At 70.1% G+C, this 19,514-nt stretch carries 17 protein-coding genes and 2 pseudogenes; 11 read left to right on the top strand and 8 right to left on the bottom strand.

Annotated features, from left to right (window positions below; all coding sequences use genetic code 11):
* The first annotated feature begins 127 nt into the window (after nucleotides 1-127).
* From OHA86_RS21260 to OHA86_RS21250, 3 genes are all read left to right on the top strand, one after another.
* Nucleotides 128-631 (top strand): YfbM family protein, encoded by a 504-nt coding sequence (locus tag OHA86_RS21260; protein ID WP_329177590.1) that lies wholly within the window; start codon nucleotides 128-130, stop codon nucleotides 629-631.
* 135 nt (nucleotides 632-766) lie between these two features.
* Nucleotides 767-1,054 carry a hypothetical protein gene (locus tag OHA86_RS21255; RefSeq protein WP_329177588.1) on the top strand — a complete coding sequence of 96 codons (288 nt, stop codon included), beginning with the start codon at nucleotides 767-769 and terminating at the stop codon, nucleotides 1,052-1,054.
* Nucleotides 1,051-1,449, top strand: a complete 399-nt coding sequence (locus tag OHA86_RS21250; protein ID WP_329177587.1) for a PIN domain-containing protein — start codon at nucleotides 1,051-1,053, stop codon at nucleotides 1,447-1,449. Before OHA86_RS21255 ends, OHA86_RS21250 begins: the two co-directional genes overlap by 4 nt.
* Before the next feature lie 304 nt (nucleotides 1,450-1,753).
* Here OHA86_RS21250 and OHA86_RS21245 read toward each other — a convergent pair.
* Nucleotides 1,754-1,912 (bottom strand): annotated as a pseudogene (locus tag OHA86_RS21245) (site-specific integrase); the annotation flags it as partial.
* 122 nt (nucleotides 1,913-2,034) lie between these two features.
* On the opposite strand from OHA86_RS21245, the gene OHA86_RS21240 reads away from it, so the two are divergent.
* Nucleotides 2,035-2,439: a hypothetical protein gene (locus OHA86_RS21240; RefSeq protein WP_329182695.1), complete on the top strand. Its 405-nt coding sequence runs from the start codon at nucleotides 2,035-2,037 to the stop codon at nucleotides 2,437-2,439.
* A gap of 277 nt (nucleotides 2,440-2,716) precedes the next feature.
* On the opposite strand, the gene OHA86_RS21235 is transcribed toward OHA86_RS21240, so the two are convergent.
* On the bottom strand, nucleotides 2,717-2,887 hold the full coding sequence (locus OHA86_RS21235) for a hypothetical protein (protein WP_329177585.1): 171 nt from the start codon (nucleotides 2,885-2,887) through the stop codon (nucleotides 2,717-2,719).
* A 322-nt stretch (nucleotides 2,888-3,209) separates the two neighbouring features.
* The gene (locus OHA86_RS21230; RefSeq protein WP_329177583.1) at nucleotides 3,210-3,944 is read right to left on the bottom strand and encodes a hypothetical protein; all 735 of its coding nucleotides are present in this window, start codon (nucleotides 3,942-3,944) and stop codon (nucleotides 3,210-3,212) included.
* Between the two features lie 403 nt (nucleotides 3,945-4,347).
* Here OHA86_RS21230 and OHA86_RS21225 point away from each other — a divergent pair, with 403 nt between their 5' ends.
* The gene (locus tag OHA86_RS21225) at nucleotides 4,348-5,079 is read left to right on the top strand and encodes a hypothetical protein (RefSeq protein WP_329177581.1); all 732 of its coding nucleotides are present in this window, start codon (nucleotides 4,348-4,350) and stop codon (nucleotides 5,077-5,079) included.
* Between the two features lie 42 nt (nucleotides 5,080-5,121).
* Nucleotides 5,122-5,589 (top strand): annotated as a pseudogene (locus tag OHA86_RS21220) (hypothetical protein); the annotation flags it as partial.
* A gap of 235 nt (nucleotides 5,590-5,824) precedes the next feature.
* On the opposite strand, the gene OHA86_RS21215 reads toward OHA86_RS21220, so the two are convergent.
* Both OHA86_RS21215 and OHA86_RS21210 read right to left on the bottom strand, forming a co-directional pair.
* Nucleotides 5,825-7,912 (bottom strand): DUF2075 domain-containing protein, encoded by a 2,088-nt coding sequence (locus OHA86_RS21215; protein ID WP_329177579.1) that lies wholly within the window; start codon nucleotides 7,910-7,912, stop codon nucleotides 5,825-5,827.
* Between the two features lie 163 nt (nucleotides 7,913-8,075).
* Complete coding sequence (locus OHA86_RS21210; protein WP_329177578.1) at nucleotides 8,076-8,204, bottom strand: DUF6408 family protein; 129 nt, start codon at nucleotides 8,202-8,204, stop codon at nucleotides 8,076-8,078.
* A gap of 461 nt (nucleotides 8,205-8,665) precedes the next feature.
* Between OHA86_RS21210 and OHA86_RS21205 the strand changes: the two genes are divergently transcribed.
* Complete coding sequence (locus OHA86_RS21205) at nucleotides 8,666-10,552, top strand: DUF2075 domain-containing protein (protein ID WP_329177576.1); 1,887 nt, start codon at nucleotides 8,666-8,668, stop codon at nucleotides 10,550-10,552.
* 79 nt (nucleotides 10,553-10,631) lie between these two features.
* Here OHA86_RS21205 and OHA86_RS21200 read toward each other — a convergent pair whose 3' ends face one another.
* Entirely contained in the window at nucleotides 10,632-11,324 is a 693-nt protein-coding gene (locus tag OHA86_RS21200) for a DUF4232 domain-containing protein (protein ID WP_329177574.1), read from the bottom strand.
* Between the two features lie 470 nt (nucleotides 11,325-11,794).
* On the opposite strand from OHA86_RS21200, the gene OHA86_RS21195 reads away from it, so the two are divergent.
* Complete coding sequence (locus tag OHA86_RS21195; RefSeq protein WP_329177572.1) at nucleotides 11,795-12,439, top strand: LAETG motif-containing sortase-dependent surface protein; 645 nt, start codon at nucleotides 11,795-11,797, stop codon at nucleotides 12,437-12,439.
* 61 nt (nucleotides 12,440-12,500) lie between these two features.
* Here the strand turns inward: OHA86_RS21195 and OHA86_RS21190 are convergent, their stop codons facing one another.
* Complete coding sequence (locus OHA86_RS21190; RefSeq protein WP_329177570.1) at nucleotides 12,501-13,853, bottom strand: hypothetical protein; 1,353 nt, start codon at nucleotides 13,851-13,853, stop codon at nucleotides 12,501-12,503.
* A 563-nt stretch (nucleotides 13,854-14,416) separates the two neighbouring features.
* Nucleotides 14,417-15,085, bottom strand: a complete 669-nt coding sequence (locus tag OHA86_RS21185) for a flavoprotein (RefSeq protein WP_329177568.1) — start codon at nucleotides 15,083-15,085, stop codon at nucleotides 14,417-14,419.
* 373 nt (nucleotides 15,086-15,458) lie between these two features.
* Here OHA86_RS21185 and OHA86_RS21180 point away from each other — a divergent pair, with 373 nt between their 5' ends.
* The 3 genes from OHA86_RS21180 (at nucleotide 15,459) to OHA86_RS21170 (ending at nucleotide 19,489) form a co-directional block, all read left to right on the top strand.
* Nucleotides 15,459-16,649: a hypothetical protein gene (locus OHA86_RS21180; RefSeq protein WP_329177566.1), complete on the top strand. Its 1,191-nt coding sequence runs from the start codon at nucleotides 15,459-15,461 to the stop codon at nucleotides 16,647-16,649.
* 213 nt (nucleotides 16,650-16,862) lie between these two features.
* Nucleotides 16,863-18,974, top strand: a complete 2,112-nt coding sequence (locus OHA86_RS21175; protein WP_329177564.1) for a tetratricopeptide repeat protein — start codon at nucleotides 16,863-16,865, stop codon at nucleotides 18,972-18,974.
* Nucleotides 18,971-19,489: a flavin reductase family protein gene (locus OHA86_RS21170; RefSeq protein WP_329177563.1), complete on the top strand. Its 519-nt coding sequence runs from the start codon at nucleotides 18,971-18,973 to the stop codon at nucleotides 19,487-19,489. Before OHA86_RS21175 ends, OHA86_RS21170 begins: the two co-directional genes overlap by 4 nt.
* Nucleotides 19,490-19,514 lie beyond the last annotated feature (25 nt).

The following is a 19,514-nucleotide window of genomic DNA, read 5'->3' as shown; positions in this document are numbered from 1 at the left end:
CGTGCACTTCCCAGCCCCGACCGCTTGTACCGCAAAGGGACCCAGCCGCCGGCTACGGCGGGCGCTGAGAGGATGGGGGCTCAGGGGGCCAGAGCCTCTGTCAGCCCCAACATCTACGATCCGGACCATGAGCATGATCGGCGAGTATGCCCGCCTGACGCCGGCCGAACTCGAGCGCGCGGTCGAGGATCCACGCTGGGCCCTGGACTTCATCGAGGAGCTGATCGATGTCGGGATGGACGAAACTGGCGGCTCTCAGTCCCGCTGTCTCGACATCGGCAAGGCGTGGGACACCCTGGCCCTCATGCTGCGGCGGGTCGACTTTCCCGTCGACATCGTTCATGGCGAGGAGGAGATCCCCGGAGCAGACGACTGGGGGTACGGGCCACCCCGTTACCTCACCCCTGAGCAGGTCCGCGCCGCGTCCGCAGCTCTGGCGGGCACCCTGAGCAACGTCCTCAGCCGGGGCATAACCGCAGCTGAACTCGCCCGCGCCGATCTGTACCCGGGCATCGCGGAGGACGAAGTCGGAGATTGGCTGAAGTACGTCGTCCACCACTATGACGCTCTGGTGCCGTTCTTCGAGGCCGCCGCTCGTGACGGCGACGCGATGGTGGTCCGGCTGGACTGACCCGCCCGGGCGCAGCCCCTGGCAGATGTCACGTCCTGGGCAGCGCGTCGGCGTCTGGGGCCGGCGGGCTTCTGTGCCCGACGGCCCCTTCGCCCGTGATGGCGAATGTGTCACACAGTCGGTATGGTCGACGGTATGGCAACCAAGAAATACACCGTGACCTTGCCGGAGGAGCTGGCCGAGGAGATCCGCTCCGAGGTCGGCCCCGGCGGCTTCAGCCGCTACGTCACACAGGCTGTCGAGCGCCAGCGGGAGCGGGAGCGGTTGCACGAAGCCGTCGACTGGTGGGAGTCCGAATACGGGCCCGTCACGGAGGAAGAATTGGCCGAAGCGGAGGCCGAGCGCCGGGAGATCGAGCGGGCCCACGCCGAACGCGAGGAGCGGGCGCGCAAGGCGGCCAATCCGCCCGGAGCTGCCGCGTGAGCGACGGGCAGGTCTACCTGCTCGACAGTGAGGGCCTGTCCCAGTGGGTACGCGGCGACCGGCGGATGGGCGCGCGCATCAAGGAGGCCGACCGCTCGGACATCCCGGTGGTCACGACGTCGATGACCCTCATTGAGGCGTACCACGCCAAGCTTCACCGGCCGGCCTGGCGCTGGGCGCTGTCGCGGCTGCGTGTGGAGCCGGTGACCGAGCAGATCGCGAATGCCGCCATTGACCTCCTGCAGGACGCTGGGCTGCACGGCCACAAGTACGCGATCGACGCAGCCCTGGCCGCCGTGGCCCTCCGGCAGCCCGGCCGGGTCACGATCTTCACCTCCGACGAGGACGACATGCACAAACTCTGCGGCGACCGCGTCGTGCTTGTGAAGCTCTGACGCCGACGGTCCGGATCCTCGTCACGTCAGGCGTGATGAAGCAGGTCAGGCCCCTGGTTCCTGGGAGCCATTTGGGAGCCGAACGGCTCCCCGAGCCCCCTCGACACCACACCAGACCCATTCAGCCCAGCCCTCTGACCTGCGGCAACGCCAAGCACCCAGCTCGCGGCCCCGGTTCGACGGCATTCGGGACGAAGAGTTCGTGGGTTCAAATCCCGCCACCCCGACTCCAAAGCAGCAGGTCAGGGCCTCCTGCCGAATTCGGTAGGAGGCCCTCACGCGTGCTGGGAGCCAAACTGAGTGTCTACGGTTTCGGATCACGCCGGAAGATGTGGTCCATGGCGATGGCTCCGGTTTGGGTCACCGGCCGGATCTGCTTCCGGTAGACCTCCTCCGTGACGGCCGTGCCGGAGTGCCCCACCAGCCGAGAGACCTCCTCCAGCGGGACCCCGCTGTCCGAAATATCCGATCCAGGCTGGAGGTGCGGCAGAACGCACCGGACGCCGCCGGCGCCGAGTACCTCGACCTGCTCTGCGTCGGCTCCGCAGCCCAGGCTGCCATCGAGTTCAAGGACCGCACGGCGGAGTGGTCGGGTATGGCCGGACCTGGCCAGGAGCGGTACGCACTGAGGTCTCACTCAGCCACCGACCTGGCTCGACTGGCTTCGTCTCCGACATCGCCCGTCTGGAGCGCTTCGGCAAGCCCGACCGGAACGGCCTGGCCCTCCTCATCACCAATGAAGCCGGCCTGTGGATGCCGCCGAAGCAGGACGACACCCGTGACCGCGACTTCCGCCTCCACGAGGGCCGCACCCTCCCGAACCCACTCCTTCGAGGTGGCGGCGACTACCCGGCCAACACGCGAAACCTGCGCGGCTCGTTTTCCCTCAACTGGCAGCCGCACTCACTACAAGACGGACCTGGAGGCGAATTCCGTCAGCTCGCCGTCTTCACCGAGCGGCAGCCATCAGGTCTCATGATCCAGTCGTAGACGCCTGAGGACTGTACTGCGACTGCCGCGGGTGGCCATCCCTTCCGCCTCAAAGCGGCAGGCTGATCCGAGCAGTCTCATCGATCGCGTCCGCAGACAGAACCCGTGCCCTCGCCCGTCGGGTGCGGGCGATGCGGGTACAGACGCGCAAGCAGCTCGGGCCCTTGTGAGGGGCCCGAGCTTTTCCTCCGATCGGACGACCTCTTCACGTTGCAGGGAGCGTCCTTATGGGAAGTCCGTGCCCGCCGCTTGCGCAAGCGGCGGGCACGGACGGCCACTACTTGCGCTGGCGACGCAGCACGGCACTCACCAACGCGGCCAGTGCACGCAGGACGGCCGGGATGGATTCCGGGACGGCGGAACGCACGGCGACGACGGCGACGACCGTGACGCCGAGGATGAGGGTCATGGTGATCGCCAGGGTGGCGATCAGAAGGTAAACGGACACAACGGTCCTCCAGGATCAGCAGGCGCACGACGGGGCGATGCGCGAGGTGTGGAAACGGTCCCGGCCGGGGATGTCCCGAAGCTTCGAGGAACAGGGGGTTAGCCGCGCAAGTCGTTCGTTTCCCCTGGTGAGGACGACGACGAAGGTCGGAGAGCAGATGTCGGCTCTCGCCGCTGATGTGCGGGAGATCCTCCGCCAGGGGTAACGCCCATGCCCGCCGCCGTCCTGAACGACCCTCGCAGCAGCGCCCGTACACCAGATGTGACAATCCCCGCCCCCTCCGGCGCAGGCCGCCTCGCCCCGATGACCGGACACGTGACCGTTATTCCGGGGGAAGCTCCCAGACCATCGCTTCGAGGGTCATGTGCGAGCCGCGCATGGTGAGCATTTTGAAGTACGCGATCCTCATGTCGGTGGTGCCCACGCAGCCCATGGTGCCCGGCTCGGCCTCCAACTGCTGGGTGCCTACCGTGGTGTTGAGCCGGTCCCGGCACTGCTCACGGGTGGGTGGCGAAGCGCCGGACCAGCTGGCGAGCGCGTTGCCCCACATTTGGCCTGTCTCGCAGACCAGTTGGCAGATGAGGCCGATGTCACCGGTCAGGGCCCGGGAGGGCGGGACCGAGTCGAGCGCCCACCCCGTCTGCATGTTCTCGCCGTCCAAGGTCAGGGTGCCGTGCCACCGCACACCGGCGGATACGGGCTCGGGTTCGGACGGCTGAGTGACGGATTCCCTGGGCGCCAGCGAGGGGACCACATCGGCGGGCGTGCTCGCGGGGGGCGTGGTGGACGGGATGGTGAAGGGAGCGGAGGAGAGCGTGGTGGTCGGGCCGTTCGGGCCGTCCGCGCCCGAGTCGTCCCCGGGATCCGGACCGTCCCGAAGAAATACCATCATCCCGAGCAGCAGAGCGACGACTCCGATCGCTGCGGCCGCAGCGCGGACCTGCTTCTTCTTCAGCGCTGGGAGCTTGACGTTGCCCGCCTCGACGCTCTCCCCCATGATCCCGGCGAGAAGGCAGACAAGGCCGAACATCAGCAGCGGCACGACCTCCACAGGCACGTCCGGCCCCCTATCCCGCCCGCCTCGGGCGCCTCCCCCGAGAACCCGACACCAACGTAGCGAACCGTCACCACCAGCATCAGGTGTTCCACCGACCTGGGATGCGCCCACCCCGGTGCGCATCCACGGCACACGTCCCCCGCCGATCGCGAGGCTGCAACGGCGGGCCGTGCGGGTCGAGAGCGTGAAATCAGGCACGTGGGGGGTGCTGAGAAAGGGGTCCTACGCAGCCTCGCTCGAGGGCCGGCCGCATTGTGGCTGCTGCCCTCAGCTGCCGGAGCGACCACCTCCGGAGAGGCGCTCACCCGCACGCTCATACCCTTCGCCAAACCACCTGACCTGGCGTTTTCCGGGAAGGCGCCTACGCTGGCGAGGTCTGCTGGACACAGTCGGAGTGGGCTTCATGAGCGAGGGCGCCAAGAGCTACGACGCAAGTGACATCACGGTGCTGTACGAGTGGGAGACCATTCGCAAGCGGCCTGGGATGTACGTCGGCTCGACCGGCGAACGCGGCCTGCACAATGCGGTGTTCGAGGTCTTGGGCCGGGCGCTGAACGAGGTCCTGGCCGGCCGTGCCACTTCCGTCGAGGTCACCCTCACGCGCGGAGGCGGCGTGAGCGTCACCGACGGCGGGCTGGGGGTTCCCGTCGAAGCAGCCGGGGACACCGATGGCCCCGCCCTCGAAACCCTGCTGACCCGCGTGCCTCCCCGGTGGGAGCTCGTCGGCTGCAAAACCGCGGCCATGGGCCCTGCGGTCCTCGGTCTCTACGTCACCAACGCCCTGTCGAACCGCCTGACAGCCGAGGTGCGGCGCAAGGGCACCCGCCGGGTCCAGCGCTACACACGCGGCGTACCCGTTGCCCCGCCCAGTGCCGTGGGACCGGCTGCGGACGGCGGGACCACCATCGCCTTCTGGCCCGACCCCGACATCTTCGAGACCGTCGAGTGCTCGTTCGCAGTGCTGGCGGAACGCCTCCACGAACTGGCCTTCCTCAACCGGAGCCTGAGAATCTCACTGAACGACGCGCGCCACCCGGGCGAGCCCCAATCAGCACGGTTCCAATCCGCTCGCGGGGCGCGGGACTTCGTCACCTTCCTCGGTGCCGGGCGGGGAGACCCATTCATCCGGACGTGATCGGTTTCGAGTGGGAGGACCAGCGGATGGAAGGAAGGCACCGCGGAGGTCGCCCTACAGTGGTGCACCTCACGCGAGGAGCGGCTCCGCGGCTTCGCCAACAGCCGCCCAACCCTCTACTGCGGCACCCATGTGGAAGGCTTCCGCGACGGCACGGCGGTCGCGGCCTACGCATACGCATACGCATACGCACGGAAGCATCGGATCCTGATGGCTGCCAGTTCTGACCTCAGTGCTGATCGGATCGGCTATGGCCTGACCGCGGTCGTGTCAGTGAAGCTGGACTTCCCCACGTTCGAAGGCGCCACCCGCGGCACGCTGGGCAACGCCCCCGTACGCAACTGCATCGCAGAGGCCGTACAGGAACACCTCGGCAACTGGCCGAAGGCTCGCCCGGAGCGGGCCGCAGCCGTCATCGACCGGATTGTCCCGGGCACCCCCGGGAGCGAGCCGCAGCTGACCACCTCGCCGGACCCCGGCGAACGGGACCGGCGGGGGCGGTCACCGTAGAACGGCAGCCGACGCGCCCCGTACAGCACCCTCGACCGTGGCACGCCCGGGCACTCCACGAGCGGTCGGCGCCAGTTCCGTCGAGAGCTCCTGGACGTCGAGCGGGCGCGGCGGTGTCCTCTTCCTCGTGTCGGCGACCCCGGGCACTTGGCGGCGGACACGGGCGGGCAGCACCGGTGTGCGCCGCGCCGGCCTCTCGGCAAAGGGGGAAGGTTTCCCGTCAGTCAGGACGGGATCATGGCGAACTGCGACGCCGGTATTCGGGCGGCAGCTGCGATCCCTCAGCGGTGAGCTTCGGCTGGGCGCCGTCGTAGTGCTGCATACCGATGGCGCCAGTGATCAGCCTGCGCAGCTCATTGTGCGTGTCCGGGTCAACCGCGTAGACCACGGTCCCGAAGACACCGCGGGTGAGGAGCACGTGGTACGCATTGCGGACGCACCGTTCGATGACCTGTTCGTCGAACGAGCCGCGGAAGGCGGGGTCGCGCGAGGCAGCCCGGTTCACCGTGAACTTTCCGTTGCGGAAGAGCAGGTCGGGACCGATGATGACGCCGTTCCAGTCGTACTCGAAGGTCTGGGCCGTGTAGACGCAGCCGATCTGGCCGACGCCTCGGCGGTCGGTCGACCACAGGTCGGACCGCGGGGCGTGCGGAACGCTGTGCTCCGGTTTCACATTCCACGGGCGGCGCCAGCCCTCGATGTCAACGTCATCAACGAGCCGTTCCCCGTCCGGATTGCTCCACGGCCAGCAGAAGCCTGCGGTGATCCGTGCCGTGGACGACGCACGATGACGTTCCAGGATGAACTGCTCCATCTGCTCAGGGGAGTCGGCGACGGTGAGTGTCATTTTTCCGTCTGGTCGCCACGGAACAGGATCCGAGGAGGTGCCCAGCCCCAGCAGCTGCTGCACCCAGCTCTGGTAGCGCTTGCTGCCACCCGCCCGGAAGGTCCCATCGAGGTCCGACATCTCGACCTGGCAGCCGGCGTCTTCGGCGATCTTCCTGAGATAGTCGGCGGTGCCCACTTCGTCGGGGCGGATCGACTGATGGTCGTCGAGCAGGAAGATAGGCACCCTGGCAGCACTGATCAGCTCGGACGCCTGAGGTCGGTCGTCGTCCCGGAGTTCCTTCCGGGTCCAGCGGTAAGTGGAGCTCCGTCGCATGCGATGGGCCTCGTCGCAGATCAGGATGTCGACGCTGTCCGGCGAGCTGCCGTTGAAGCTGTTGAAGTACCGGTACATCTTGCCAGCCGCTTCGCGTCTGCTCGCGAGCTGCCCTCGGCGTGCCCCGCTGACCATGATCTCGCGCAAGGTCTCCGTGTACGCGTGGGACCCGCTCGCCAGCACGGCCTCACGGTTCTTGAGCCCGAGGGCGCGCTGCAATTCCAAGGCCACGGCGCTCTTCCCACTGCCCGGGCCGCCCCGGAGGATGTAGACGCGCTTGCCCTGTGGAGCAGAGACAGGATCTTTGGCGATGCCGGGTTCGGCGTCGGGGGCGGCGTCCGGGTCGTAGAACAGTCCGACGTTGAAGTCGGCAAGGGGAGCAGTCAATTCCAGATGCCGGGTGATCCGGTCGAACGCGAGGTACTGCTCGTCGAGGAGCGTGAGACCACCGCCGGTGACGCTGCGTTGCCGCGCCACGTCTGTGACCTTGAGCAGAGGGTCGCTTCGCGCCTCGTCCAGTGCGGTCGCGGCACCCCTTCCCGCGAGCGGGGCGAACCTCGAGGTGAGGACTCGCCGGAACCGGTCCAGGTCGTCAAGGGTGTAGAGAAAGCCGTGGTCCGTCTCCGGCAGATCGAACAGCGCCGCCACGTCTGCGTTCCGCGCGTTATGCAGCAGCGCCACGCCCGCCAACCGATCTTCGCCCTCCCGCAGATGGGGAAGGTAGCGCATCATGTACTCACAGTAGCGCTGGATCTGGCGCACAGGATGCAGCTTGTTCTTCCCGTCGCCGAACCCGAGGTCGACAGCGATCGGACAGCGTGGGTCGACGGTGGCCTTCCGCACCTGCTTCAGCTCGACCGCGAGGTACGAGGGCTCCAGCGTGCCCGGACGCCGGCCGCACAACACCAGGTCGACTGCGCTGTTGGTATGGGGCAGGTCGACTTCGACCTGCACCTCGACCTCGTGGAGGCCGCAATCGAGCAGTGCTCCTACCACGACGGGAATGCTGTTGTTCCAGGAGGCGACGTCGCCCTGATCGGCAACTCGTCCCTTGATTGCAGAATGCGCCTCCATCAGCCGCTCGGTGAGCGGGAGATGCGCCGATCCAGGCTTGGCGTCGATGAGCAGGCCGAGTTCGGCGGCGGACAATTGCAGGAGCACGAAGGTTCCCCGGGCACGAGAGGACTCGTGCGGGTGGGGGCATGTCCTTCGTGGCTCCACCGGAGCGGAGCGGAAGCCCGTCGGGCCGCAATGACGATCTGTAGACTAGTCCGCGCTGGGCGGTGTGAGGGGCGGGCCCCCGGAGGCCCGCCCGCCGCCTGGCTCAGCCGAGGCGGTGCACCACGGTCTGCGCCAGCACCCACATCAGGTTCGAGCCGAGGCCCGCCGCAATGCCCACCAGGACATCACGGACCCAAATGCGGTGCTTGGTCGTGTACTCGACGACAGCCACAGGAATGCGTCCCCTTCGGTATGAACGGTGACGGACGCCGGACGGCTCCCGCCGGGAGCGCACCGAGAGGTCGCACCACCGAAACCGAAAGTTCTACGTCTCCGCAGTTCACGTCGGGTACACCCTCCGGGGAGAGCACGTGCTGCAAGACCACGTTAACGCACAACCGGAGGTACTGAAAAAGGGGTTGGTGCCTGCAGAGCCGCGCTCGGGCCGACAGTGCGAGACGAGAGTCCCGAGCGCCTGATTCCTTTGATGCCGGAAGTGTCGGGCCTCTGAATCTCAGTACGGCCAGCACGTCTCGCACACCGCGTGATCGCCGCCTTTTGCACTATCTGGCGCGTAGGTACCCTTGATCACATCGTCATCGCGGCCCGACGGGCTTCCGCTCCACCCCGGTGGAGTTTCGAAGGACATGCCCCCACCCGCACGAGTCACTTCGTGCTGCCTGGGGGATCTCCTTGCTATTCCGCGCGTCAGCCAGGACGGTTGCCGTCATGGGCCTCGACGGCTCGCTCTTCCTCCACCTCACCGAGCAGTTCGTTCACATGCACGGGTACCGCCCTGGGCCTTCTGAGGCCCGCTCCTGGGAGCGCAGCATTCCTGCGCTGGCCTCGGCCCTGAACGACGCCGGTCTCGGTGACGTGGAAGTGATGCTGGAGTACGCGCTGCCGCTGAACAGCAAGCGAGCCGACGCCGTGCTCGCCGGCGTGCACCCGGTCAGTGGGGAGCCGTCCTACGTCGTCGTCGAGTTGAAGCAGTGGAGTCAGGCCAGCCCGCATGAAGACGATCCCGTGCTCTGCCAGGTCGACGCCTACGCGCAGCCCGTCCTCAATCCGATCGAGCAGGTGCGCCGCTACTGCGAATACCTGGTCAACTTCAATGGTGCCCTCGCCGAGCATCCGAAGCGCGTCAGCGGGGTGGCGTACCTCCATAACGCCACCGAGTTCGGCGTGAGCGGCCTACGAGAGATCGAACTCGACGACCGGGGGCAGTTGTTCACCGGTGAGAGCAGGGGAGCGTTCCTCAGCCACCTCAGGACCAAGCTGAGCAACAAGCATCCCGGGGCTCGGGCAGCCGACGAACTGCAGGCCGGCAGGACGGTCCCGTCGAAGCAACTGATGGCGCTGGCGGCACAGGAGGTGCGCGAGCGGGAGCAGTTCGTCCTGCTGGACGAGCAGCAGGTCGCCTACCGCATAGTGCTCAACGCCGTCCGCCGGGCCAAGCGGTCCGACCACAAGGAGGTCGTGGTCGTCACGGGCGGTCCTGGAACCGGCAAGAGCGTCATCGCGCTGTCCGTACTCGGAGAGTTGTACCGGCAGGGAGTCCCAGCTCTGCACGCCACCGGTTCCCAGTCGTTCACCAAGACCATGCGCAAGGTGGCCGGCGCCCGCAAGCGCGAGGTGCAGGACCTCTTCAAGTACTTCAACAGCTTCATGACGACCGAGAAGAACACCCTCGACGTGGTGATCTGCGACGAGGCCCACCGCATGCGGGAGACCTCGGCCAACCGCTACACCTCGGCCGTCCACCGCACGGGCAGGCCGCAGATCGACGAACTCATCGACGTCGCCCGCGTCCCCGTCTTCCTCCTCGACGAGCACCAGGTGGTGCGCCCCGGCGAAATGGGGACCGTCGCCGAGATCAAGGCAGCTGCGGAACGCAAGGGGATCGACTGCCATCTCGTAAGGCTGGAAAGCCAGTTCCGCTGCGGCGGCAGCGACGCCTACCTGCGATGGGTAGTGCGGCTACTCGGCCTGGAGCCGGGCGGCCCGGTCTCCTGGGAACCCGACGACCGCATGCAACTCCACGTTGCGGGGAGCCCGGAAGAGATGGAGGCATTTCTCGCAGGGCGCCGCGTCAACGACCAATTCAGCGCACGTATGTCCGCGGGCTACTGCTGGCCCTGGTCACCCGAGCCCAAGCCCGGGGACCCGCTCCCGGCGGACGTGGTGATCGGCGACTGGGCACGCCCCTGGAACCTGCGCGGCGAGCGCGCCATCTCCGGGGCGCCCCCGTCCGCCCTGTGGGCGACCGACCCGGCCGGCTTCGGGCAGATCGGCTGCGTCTACACCGCCCAGGGATTCGAGTACGACTGGTCCGGCGTGATCATCGGCCCCGACCTCGTCTGGCGCGCCGACCGCTGGGTCACCGACCGTACGAAGTCCAAGGACCCGGTCTTCAAGAAGGCCACGTCGGACGCCGACGTGGACCGCCTGATCCGCAACACGTACAAGGTCCTGCTCACACGCGGCATGGTCGGCACAGTGGTGTACTCGACCGACCCGGCGAGCCAGGAGAAACTGCGCGAACTGGTCCACGGGCAGCCGAGCGCCGTTCTGCTCTGACAGCATCCGCGGCAGCGCCGGCCGTGGCGGATGGACCGCCGGACGGCCCGGCAAGCGGGGACGGTGCGGCCCGGGAGGGTCAGGAGGCGGTGACGGGGCCGACGTATGTGCCGGGGTGGGTGGCGCCGTCCTGGCGCAGGACGTTGCCGCCGGGCCAGTTGAGGGTGGCGGACGTGGTCTCGTTGGGCGGGGTGATGACGAGGCTCTTCGCCTTGAACTCCACGCCGCTGCCCGCCTCCCAGGGGAGGTAGGTGATGACGAAGCTCGCGTTCGCGCCCGGCTTGAGGGTGACGGTGGAGGCGGACGTGGAGGAGCGGACGAGAGACCAGGTGTCCGCGGCCTTGAGGTCCACGCCCGGGAAGCCCTTGACCGTGCAGGTCGCTCCGCTGCTGTTCGTCATCACGACCTCAAGGTGCTGCTGGTCGTCGGAACTGCTGTAGCTCTGGTCCCCGTTGCCGAAGGAGAATGTCAACCCGGCCGTGTGGCAGCGGCCGGTGACGGCAGCAGCGGGCTTGCCGTTGCCGCCGGAGGACGACGCCTTCGTGCCGCCCGAGTCGGGCTTCGCGCCGGCCGTGTCCGTCGCGTCCGGTACGTCCGCGGTGGGGGCGGCCCCGGGAGCGTTCGCGTCCGTCGAGGTGGAGGCCGACGTGGACGCCGACGGCTTCGCCGGTGCGTCCGCCGACGTGGACGACCCCGAGTCGCAGGCGGAGAGCCCGAGAGCCGCGACGAGGGCAGTGGCGGCGACAGCGGCGGTGCGCAGGGCACGAGACACGGTTTCTCCCGGTGATCGGACGTGGTGGCGAGGTGATGATCAGTATCGGAGGCAAAGCGCAACAGCTCTGTCACTGCGGGATCCTGGCTGAACGACAGTTCTGGAGCGCGTTGTTACACACCGATCCGGGTTTCGCGGAACCGTTGCCCCGTCCGTCGTGAGCAGGGCCGAGCACGCCCGTTCAGGGCCTCCTTACCGCCACGGGCCTGACGGAGGCACCGTCCGTCACCCGAGTGCCTCCAACCCGGTCAGGACGCAGGCCGCGTTGACACCTGCCGTAAGGCCGTGCCCGGTGGGGACGTCCTCTGCGCCTGGGGCCAAGTGCGCCGGCGCGTCACCGGGGTGACATGATGCGAACCGCTCCGACCTGGGCTTCGGTCCTCCGGCGGAGAACGCGGGTGGGAGCCCGTGGCGAGCGGGGGTGCCGAACCGGGCAGGCCCTGTCGACATTCCCTGGGGAGGGACCCGTGATGACCAAGCGCGCCGTCACCGCTGCCGCCGTGGCCGGAGCCGCTGCCGTACTGCTGGCCTCCGGCAGCGCCTACGCCTGCACCATCGGTGACTTCACCGCGGCGGCGTCCTGCGACACCGGCACCGGTACGGCGAAGGCCGCCATCACCGTCACCGACACGGATTCCTCCGGCACCCCCGCGGACATCACCGTGCGGATCCGGATGGCGAGCGGCTTCGACGGCGAGGTCGTCGGCACCGGGCACATCGACCACTTCACGACCGGAGAAGCGGTCACGACGATCCTCGTGCCGTGGCTCCAGGGCTACCAGTGGAACGTCTCGGTCACTGCGGGCGACCTCGCCGACGTACGGCTGACGGACCTGCCGATCTCCCCGGACACCGCCTGCGTGCCCGACGCCGCCCAGCCGTCCGGCACCCCGACGCCCGCCGGCCCGACCTCCCCGGGCGCCGTCGCGCCGGTGTCCTCCACCTCCGCGGCCCCTGCCGCCTCCGGGGCGTCGAACGTTCCGGGTACCGAACTCGCCGAGAGCGGGGGCGGGAGCAGCAGCGGGCTCCTCGCCGGGTCGGCCGCCGCGGTGATCGCCGCCGGGGCGGGCGTACTGTTCGCGCTGCGCCGCCGTACGCCGGCCGGGCGGCACTGACCGCGGGCCGGTGCGGGGCCGGGCGCAGGTTCGTACGCGGCCGCCTCGGGCGGCTCCGGGGTCACTCGAAGCCGCCCCCGTCGCTGAAACCGCCCCCTCCGCCGTCACCCCCGCCCCCGAAGTCGCCCGGGTCGAAGTCGGACCCCGAGTAGTCGCCGCCCTCCGGGGCGCCTCCGCTGCCGTCGCCCCCGTACCCGGAGCCGGGTCCGAAGAGCGATCCGCCCAGCAGGGTGCCGACCAGCAGGCCGGGCAGCAGGCCGCCGCCGAAGTAACCGCCCGCATAGGGGGCGTACGCCGGGCCGGCGTTCCAGTACGGCTGCGGGCCGCGGGCGGTGTCGACCGTACGGGTCAGCGGCGCGGCGCCGTCGTCGATCCGGGCGGCGTCCGCGGCGCAGGCGGGCACGTCGCGTACGGCTCCGTCGGCCGGCGCCCAGGGCACATCGCGTACCGACGGGCCGTGCCGCGGGTCGAAGAAGCACGGCGGACGCCGTTCGGGCAGCGGCTCGCCGCCGCGGCGGGCGTCCAGCGTCGCCAGCGCGAAGCGGCCCTCCTCCAGGGCGTGGGTCACGGGCTGTACGTCCTGCGGCCGGCGGGCCGCGCCCAGCAGTGACTTGGCGCGCTCGTACGCGTCGAGGGCCTGGGAGTAGTCGCCGCGCATCAGGTCGTCCGACGCGGGGTCGGCGGGCCGGAAGTCCAGCCGGTCCAATTCCTCGCCGAAGGCCGTGATGTCCTCGTCGACGGCCTTGCGCAGCTGCCGCAGCTGACCTTGCCGCTGGTCCTGGCGTGCCTTGCGCCGCCGCCGGAACAGCAGATATCCGACGCCGACCAGGACGACCACGACCGCGCCGAGCACAATGGCGCCGAGCGGGCCGACGCCACCGTTGTGGCCCTGCCAGGAGTCGGGGGCCCGGCCGCCGGCCTGCGGCAGGGCTCCGGCCACGAAGCTGTCGACTTCGTCGGCGGTGCTGCCGCCGGAGGACCGCTGGACCTGGCCGACCAGGTTGTCGACCGCGGTGGGCGACATGACCTGCGGGTCGGCGCCGGCGTCGAACCGGCTGCCGAGACGGATGGCGTAGAGGCCGGTGACGCCGGTCGCCGAGCGCAGGTCCCTCAGGACGGTCTGCGCCGGGAACTGCGAGGTGGCCGGGAGTACGGCCACGAAGACCGGTCTGTCGGCCGACCTGATCCGGTCCGACAGCGCCTTCGCCTGGCTCGGCGTCAGCTGGTCCGACACACGCGGATCGACGTAGACGGGCCGCTTCCTGAGCTGCTCGGCGACGGTGCCGATGGCGCTCGCGGACCGCGCGGGCGGAGCGAGCACGCCGCCCATGCAGGCGAGGACGCCGGTGACCGCCATGGCGACGGCCAGCAGCACGGCGTACCGCCGGAGGAGCCGTCCAGGACCGTTGCGCATGATGGCATCTCTCCTCGCTGCTGTCCCGCTCGCGCTCTCTCATCGCCTGCCATCCGCACATTACTGGACAAAAAGGGCGATGAGTCGCTGGCGGGTGGTGAGGTCGACGCGTCATCGGCCGTCAGTCCCGGCGCCGGTACGGTGCCGGGACGGTGCCGGGACGGTGCCGGGACGGTGCCGGGACGGTGCCGGGGGGCGCGTCGCCCGCGAGCTGCCGCGATGCGGCGCGCCCGCCGGAGGCCGGTGGCCGCACTCCGCCGCGCCCGGCCGGCGACCGCCCAGGCGTACCTGCGGGGTCGGGCGTACCTCCGGGCTCGGGCCTCGCGGGGGCGGCCCTTCCACCGGCGTCACGCCGTCCGCCGTAGCCGTGTGACAGGCGCGTGACAGCAGAGTGCTCGTTCGTCGTCGACAAGCCGATCGTCACCAGCCGGCGCCCGTCCGCCGCTGACACCGTCCCCTTCGCGAGCCGAGGAAGACCGGACGCCGACCGTCCGCGCTCCGGGCGGCGGTCCGACAGCGGGATGGACCGGCCACGCGGCAGGCGGCGCCGCGTACGAGCCGTCTCAGACAGCCGCGACGTCCCCGGTCCGCTGCACGTCCCCGGCCGGCTGCACGTCGCCGGCGCCCGGCGCCCACTCGGCGGAATCCGGCTCAGCCGGGTCCGGCTCGGCGGAATCCGGCTCGTCCGCCAGCACCGACTCCAGCCAGCCGATGATCAGTTCCGCCGCCTCGTCCGGCGGCGCCAGCTTCAGACCGATCACGTTCTCCCGCTGCCACAGCTCGAAGACGGGACCCTCCTTCGGCTCCACCACGGTGTGGCCGTCGGCGCGCAAGGTCGCGACATGGCGCCGCGTCGGGGCCTTCGTCCACATCAGCTTGTTCATGCTCGGGAAGAACAGCGCCGGCCGGTGGCAGGCGAGCAGGGCGGTCTGCGCGGGGGTGGAGGCCAGGCCCAGCGCCGCCGCCGCGAGGGTGTTGGCGGTGGCCGGGAGCACGACGATGCCGAGTGAACGGCGGGCGAATTCGGTTGGGTTGAGGTCCGCGGCATCGCTCGCGTAGACCTCGTCGGCGTACCAGGAGACAGCCTCGGGGCGTACGAAGCGCTCGGCGCTGTGGGTGAGGAGCACCCGCAGCGGGAGGTCGATCTCCTGCCGAAGCCATGACAGATATCCCGTGGTGGCCATCGCCGCGCTCGATCCGCTGACGATGACCGAAAGCGCGTCATCTCTCATGGGGGCAGGATGCCGAGCCGGGGGCGGCGCTGGACATGGGGGCGCGGACCCAGTTCGACTCCCCCGGGCGCGGCCAATGTTGGGGGCGGGCCACCCATGACTCCCTACGTCCCGGGCTGACACTTTTGCGTCCTGCCGGCACCTGCCGATCCGCCGGCGCGAAGGAGGTGAAAGACATGAAGAAGATCACCGTGCGCAAGTCCGGCTCCATCAAGCTCACCTCGTCCGCTCCGCTGTACTGCACCGACTGCTGCTGATCCGCAGGGGGCCGCTCCTGCGCATCGGGCGCAGGAGCGGCCTACCGCGTGCCCCTATCCGTGCCCATATCCGTGCCCGTGACCGGCGCCCGTACGGACGGAGCCCCATGCCCCCCATGTCCACCGCACGCGTCCTTTTCCACCCGCTGACCTTCATCGAGGAACGCGACGGCATCACGGTGGGCCGCGCCGACATCGAGTCGTACGCACTCCTCCCCGAGGACGGCGTGGCACTGCTGCGCCGGCTCGCCGACGGGGCCACGGCGGAGGAGGCCGCGGTCTGGTACGAGCGCACCTTCGGTGAGTCCGTGGACATGGCGGACTTCCTCGACACGCTGCGCGACCTGGGGTTCGTCCGGGAGGCGGGGGAAGCGGTGGCCGAGCCGCCGAAGCTCCGGTTCCAGACCGTGGGGCGGATCGTGTTCTCGCGCCCCGCGTGGGTGGTGCATCTCGCGCTGCTGGCCGCGGCGGCCGTCGTCATGGTGCGGCACGCCGAATTGCGCCCCCACGCCCACAACGTCTTCTTCACCTCGTCGCTGATCGCCGTGCAGGTCGGGGTGGCGCTGTTCCAGTCGCCGGCCGTGCTCTGGCACGAGTGGTTCCACCTGCTGGCCGCCCGCCGGCTGGGGCTTGCCTCCCGGATGAGCCTGGGGCGGCGCTTCTACTACGTGGTGGTGGAGACCCAGCTCGACGCCCTGCGCAGTGTGCCGCCCCGGCGGCGCTATCTGCCCATGCTCTCGGGCATGCTGGCCGACCTGCTGCTGTTCTCCGTGCTCGTGCTCCTCGCGGCGGGCGACCTGTCCGGCGGACTGTCCTGGCCGGGACGCCTCGCACTGGCCGTGGCCTATACGGTGCTGCTCCGGCTGGCCTGGCAGTTCTACGTGTTCCTGCGCACCGACCTCTACTACGTGATCACGACCGCCCTCGGCTGCACCGACCCGCACGCCGCGACCCGCGCCTACCTGCGCGAGCGGTTCCGCCGGCTGCCGCGGGTGGGGCCGTCGGACTGGCGTACCGGGGACTGGGCGCCGCGGGACCGGGCGGTGGCGCCGTGGTTCGCGCTGATCACCGTGGGGGGCGTGACCGCGATGCTGGTCACCGTGTCGCTGTGGACCGCGCCGCTGATCTGGCAGTTCGCCCACCACGTCGGATCGGGGCTGGCCGGCGGCGGCACGGGCGACCCGCACTTCTGGGACTCGATCGGCTCGCTCCTGCTGCTGAGCCTGGAGATCGTCGTCCTGCCGCTGTACGCGGGCCGGAACCGCAAGCGCACCGCGGCGCCGCCGGTACCCGCCCCCTCGTCCTGATCCTCCTTTTCCTCTCGTACCTCCCATACCTCTCGTACCTCTCGTTCCGCCTGATCTCCTGAGCGCCGTCCCGCCGAAGGACCCGCACCACTTGACCGCCCGGCCGCCCTGGTCGTCCCACCACCGGTCACCACCACCCGGCCGCCGCTCCACCGGTCACCGCATCACCGTCACCGCACCACCGGTCACCGCATCACCAGTCGAGGAGTCCCAATGACTGCACACGAGTGGCGGATCGGTACGGCCCCGGCCGCCGAACCGCAGGGCGATTTCACCGTGGACTGCCACCGGGGGCTGCGAGGCCCCTACACCGGGCTGGGCAGCCTGCTGCGCCGGGTGGTCCCGCTCGCCGTCGAGCTGCGGCCGGGCATCACCGACCGGCACGTCACCGAGATCCTGTCCGTGGCACCGGAGTTGCGGCCGGTCATCGGGGTCGGCCCTGAGACGTTGACCTCGCTGGCCGCCCCGGAGGAGCGGACCCGTATCTATCCGGCGAACCGCACCCGCCGGCTGGCACACGGCGCCGTCGAGCTGCTCGCGGAGTACGCCGCCGCGGCCGGCGCGGCGCCGCTGCGGCTGGTCTTCGACCGGGCGGACCGGGCCGACCACACCGACCAGGAATTCCTGGCCATCTTCCTGCGCCGGGCCCGGCCCGACCGTATCCGGATCACCGTCACCAGCGGCGGCGGGGACCTGATCGACGAGCTGACCGCGGCGCTCGACCGGTACGCCCAACGGTCCGCGGACCGGCCCTCCGACGCGGGGAAGGCGGCCGGCACCGACCAGGCGGCCGACACCGAGACAGCCGACGGCCGCACCCCCGAGGAACTGCTGCACGCCTTCATCGCCGCGGACGGCACGTCCGACGATCCGGCGGAGGCCGCCGCCTACGAGCGGGCCGACCCCGCGCTGCGCAAAACCCTGCACGACCGCCGGGCCGCGGAATTGCTGGCGCTGGACGAGATGACCCTCGGCCTGGGGGCGATTCCGTACCACCTGGAGCGGGGCGGCGACCCGGCCGGCGCCGGCGCGGACGCGCTCTACGAGGCGGCCAGGCACTGCGGCGCGATGGGCTACTACCACTCCGTGATCGACGTCGCCACGCGCGGCCGGGACCTGACCGACCCCGAGACGAAGATGGAGCGCTTCTGGCATCTGAGCACCCGGGCCAGCTCGGCGATGGTGGTGCTGGAGCAGACCGTGGAGGCCGAGCCGACCTACATCGACCTGCGGGCGCGGTACGACCTGCCGGAACTCCAGCTGTCCACCGGCTACGCGCTCGCCATGCTCTACACCCGCTTCCACCCGGCGGAGTTGAAGGACCACCACCTGGCCCGCGCGTACATCAACAACTCCATCGCGATCGCCTCCCTGCTGCCCGATCCGGAGCAGCGTGCCTTCCACTCGGTCTTCCAGAGGAACGGGCTGGCGCTGATCGAGATGCGCACCGGGCGGATAGCGGAGGCGCTGCGCCTGGTCACCGACGGGATCGACTACCTCGACCGGGAACTGCCGGGCGAGAAGCACCGGTTGCACCGCTCGGTGCTCGTGCACAACCGCGGCAAGGTGTATCTGGGGATGGGCCGGCTCGACGAGGCCCTCGCCGACCTCAGCAAGGTGATCGAGCTGGACCCCAACTACGCCGACTACTACTTCGACCGCGCGGACGCCCGCCGGCGGCTGGGCGACCTCGACGGCGCCACGGCCGACTGCGACACGGCGATCAGCCTGTCCCCGCCGTTCTACGAACTGCACTACAACCGGGGCGACATCAAGGCCGAGGCGGGTGATGTGGCAGGCGCCGTCGCGGACTTCGCGTATGTGGTGGAGCTGGAGCCCGACCAGCTCGACGCCCGGGTCAACCTGATCGGCCTGCTGATGGAGAGCGGCGAGGCGGCGGCGGCCGGACCGTACGTCGAGGAGGGCCTGATCCTGCACCCGGGCGACGCGCGCCTGCTGCACCTGCGGGGTGAACTGGCTCTGGAGGGCGGCGACACGGCGGCGGCGCGGCAGGACTTCGACGCGGCGCTCGCGGCGGACCCCGGCCTCGTACCGGCGCTGGCCAGCCGGGCGGTGCTGGCGCACGCGGCGGGTGACCACGTCACGGCGATCACCGACCTGAGCGCCGCGGTGAAGGCCGATCCGGAGAACCCGGACCTGCTGTACAACCGCGGGTTCGTCTACGAGGCGGCCGGGCTGTGGGCCGACGCCGTCGAGGACTACACGCGGGCGCTGGCTCTCGCCGACGAGGACGACCGCGATGAGCTGCTGAGCCGCCGGGCGGTGGCCCGGTCGGCGCTGCTGGGCCTGACGGGTGCGCAATGACGGCCCTCGCCTCCGCGGACCCCGACGGCCGCCCCGCCCCGGTCGGCGCCACGGAGCTGCGCCGGTTCATGCGCCGATGGGCCACGGGCGCGGCCGTCGTCACCAGCGGCACCGCGGCCGAGCCCGTCGGCTGTACGGTCAACGCGCTCACCTCCGTCTCCCTGGACCCGCCGCTGCTGCTGGTCTCGCTCGAGCGGAACAGCCGTACGCTGGCGAGTCTGTTGCGGCACGGGAGCTTCGGGGTCAACGTCCTGGCATGGCGGCACCGGCGGCTGGCCGTGCAGTTCGCCGCCGCCGGTGACCGCTTCGCCGGAGTGGACTACCGGCTGGTGCATGACGTGCCCGTGCTCGATGGTTCCGCCTCGGTGGCGGTGTGCCGGGTGGAGCGGACCGTCCCCGTCGCCGACCACGTCCTCGTGCTGGGGTCACCGCGGTGGTGCCATCGGGACGAGGACGCCGAGCCGGTGGTCCTGCTGGAAGGGGACTACGGAACCGCGGGCCCGGGCGGCGTCTGACCGCTGTCAGGAAGGCGCGGGCCCC

It is taken from the genome of Streptomyces sp. NBC_01477 (assembly GCF_036227245.1).
In the GTDB taxonomy this organism is placed as follows: Bacteria; Actinomycetota; Actinomycetes; order Streptomycetales; family Streptomycetaceae; genus Actinacidiphila.
Note: the sequence above shows the minus strand (reverse complement) of the source record. Positions and strands in the feature narration are given on the sequence as shown.

What these genes read in the sequence shown, in the direction of transcription:
- OHA86_RS21180 (WP_329177566.1), top strand. Translation starts at nt 15,459, where the DNA reads ATGTCCACCGCACGCGTCCTTTTCCACCCGCTGACCTTCATCGAGGAA.
- OHA86_RS21225 (WP_329177581.1), top strand. Translation starts at nt 4,348, where the DNA reads ATGAGCGAGGGCGCCAAGAGCTACGACGCAAGTGACATCACGGTGCTG.
- OHA86_RS21175 (WP_329177564.1), top strand. Translation starts at nt 16,863, where the DNA reads ATGACTGCACACGAGTGGCGGATCGGTACGGCCCCGGCCGCCGAACCG.
- OHA86_RS21195 (WP_329177572.1), top strand. Translation starts at nt 11,795, where the DNA reads ATGACCAAGCGCGCCGTCACCGCTGCCGCCGTGGCCGGAGCCGCTGCC.
- OHA86_RS21185 (WP_329177568.1), bottom strand. Translation starts at nt 15,085, where the DNA reads ATGAGAGATGACGCGCTTTCGGTCATCGTCAGCGGATCGAGCGCGGCG.
- OHA86_RS21190 (WP_329177570.1), bottom strand. Translation starts at nt 13,853, where the DNA reads ATGCGCAACGGTCCTGGACGGCTCCTCCGGCGGTACGCCGTGCTGCTG.
- OHA86_RS21255 (WP_329177588.1), top strand. Translation starts at nt 767, where the DNA reads ATGGCAACCAAGAAATACACCGTGACCTTGCCGGAGGAGCTGGCCGAG.
- OHA86_RS21170 (WP_329177563.1), top strand. Translation starts at nt 18,971, where the DNA reads ATGACGGCCCTCGCCTCCGCGGACCCCGACGGCCGCCCCGCCCCGGTC.
- OHA86_RS21260 (WP_329177590.1), top strand. Translation starts at nt 128, where the DNA reads ATGAGCATGATCGGCGAGTATGCCCGCCTGACGCCGGCCGAACTCGAG.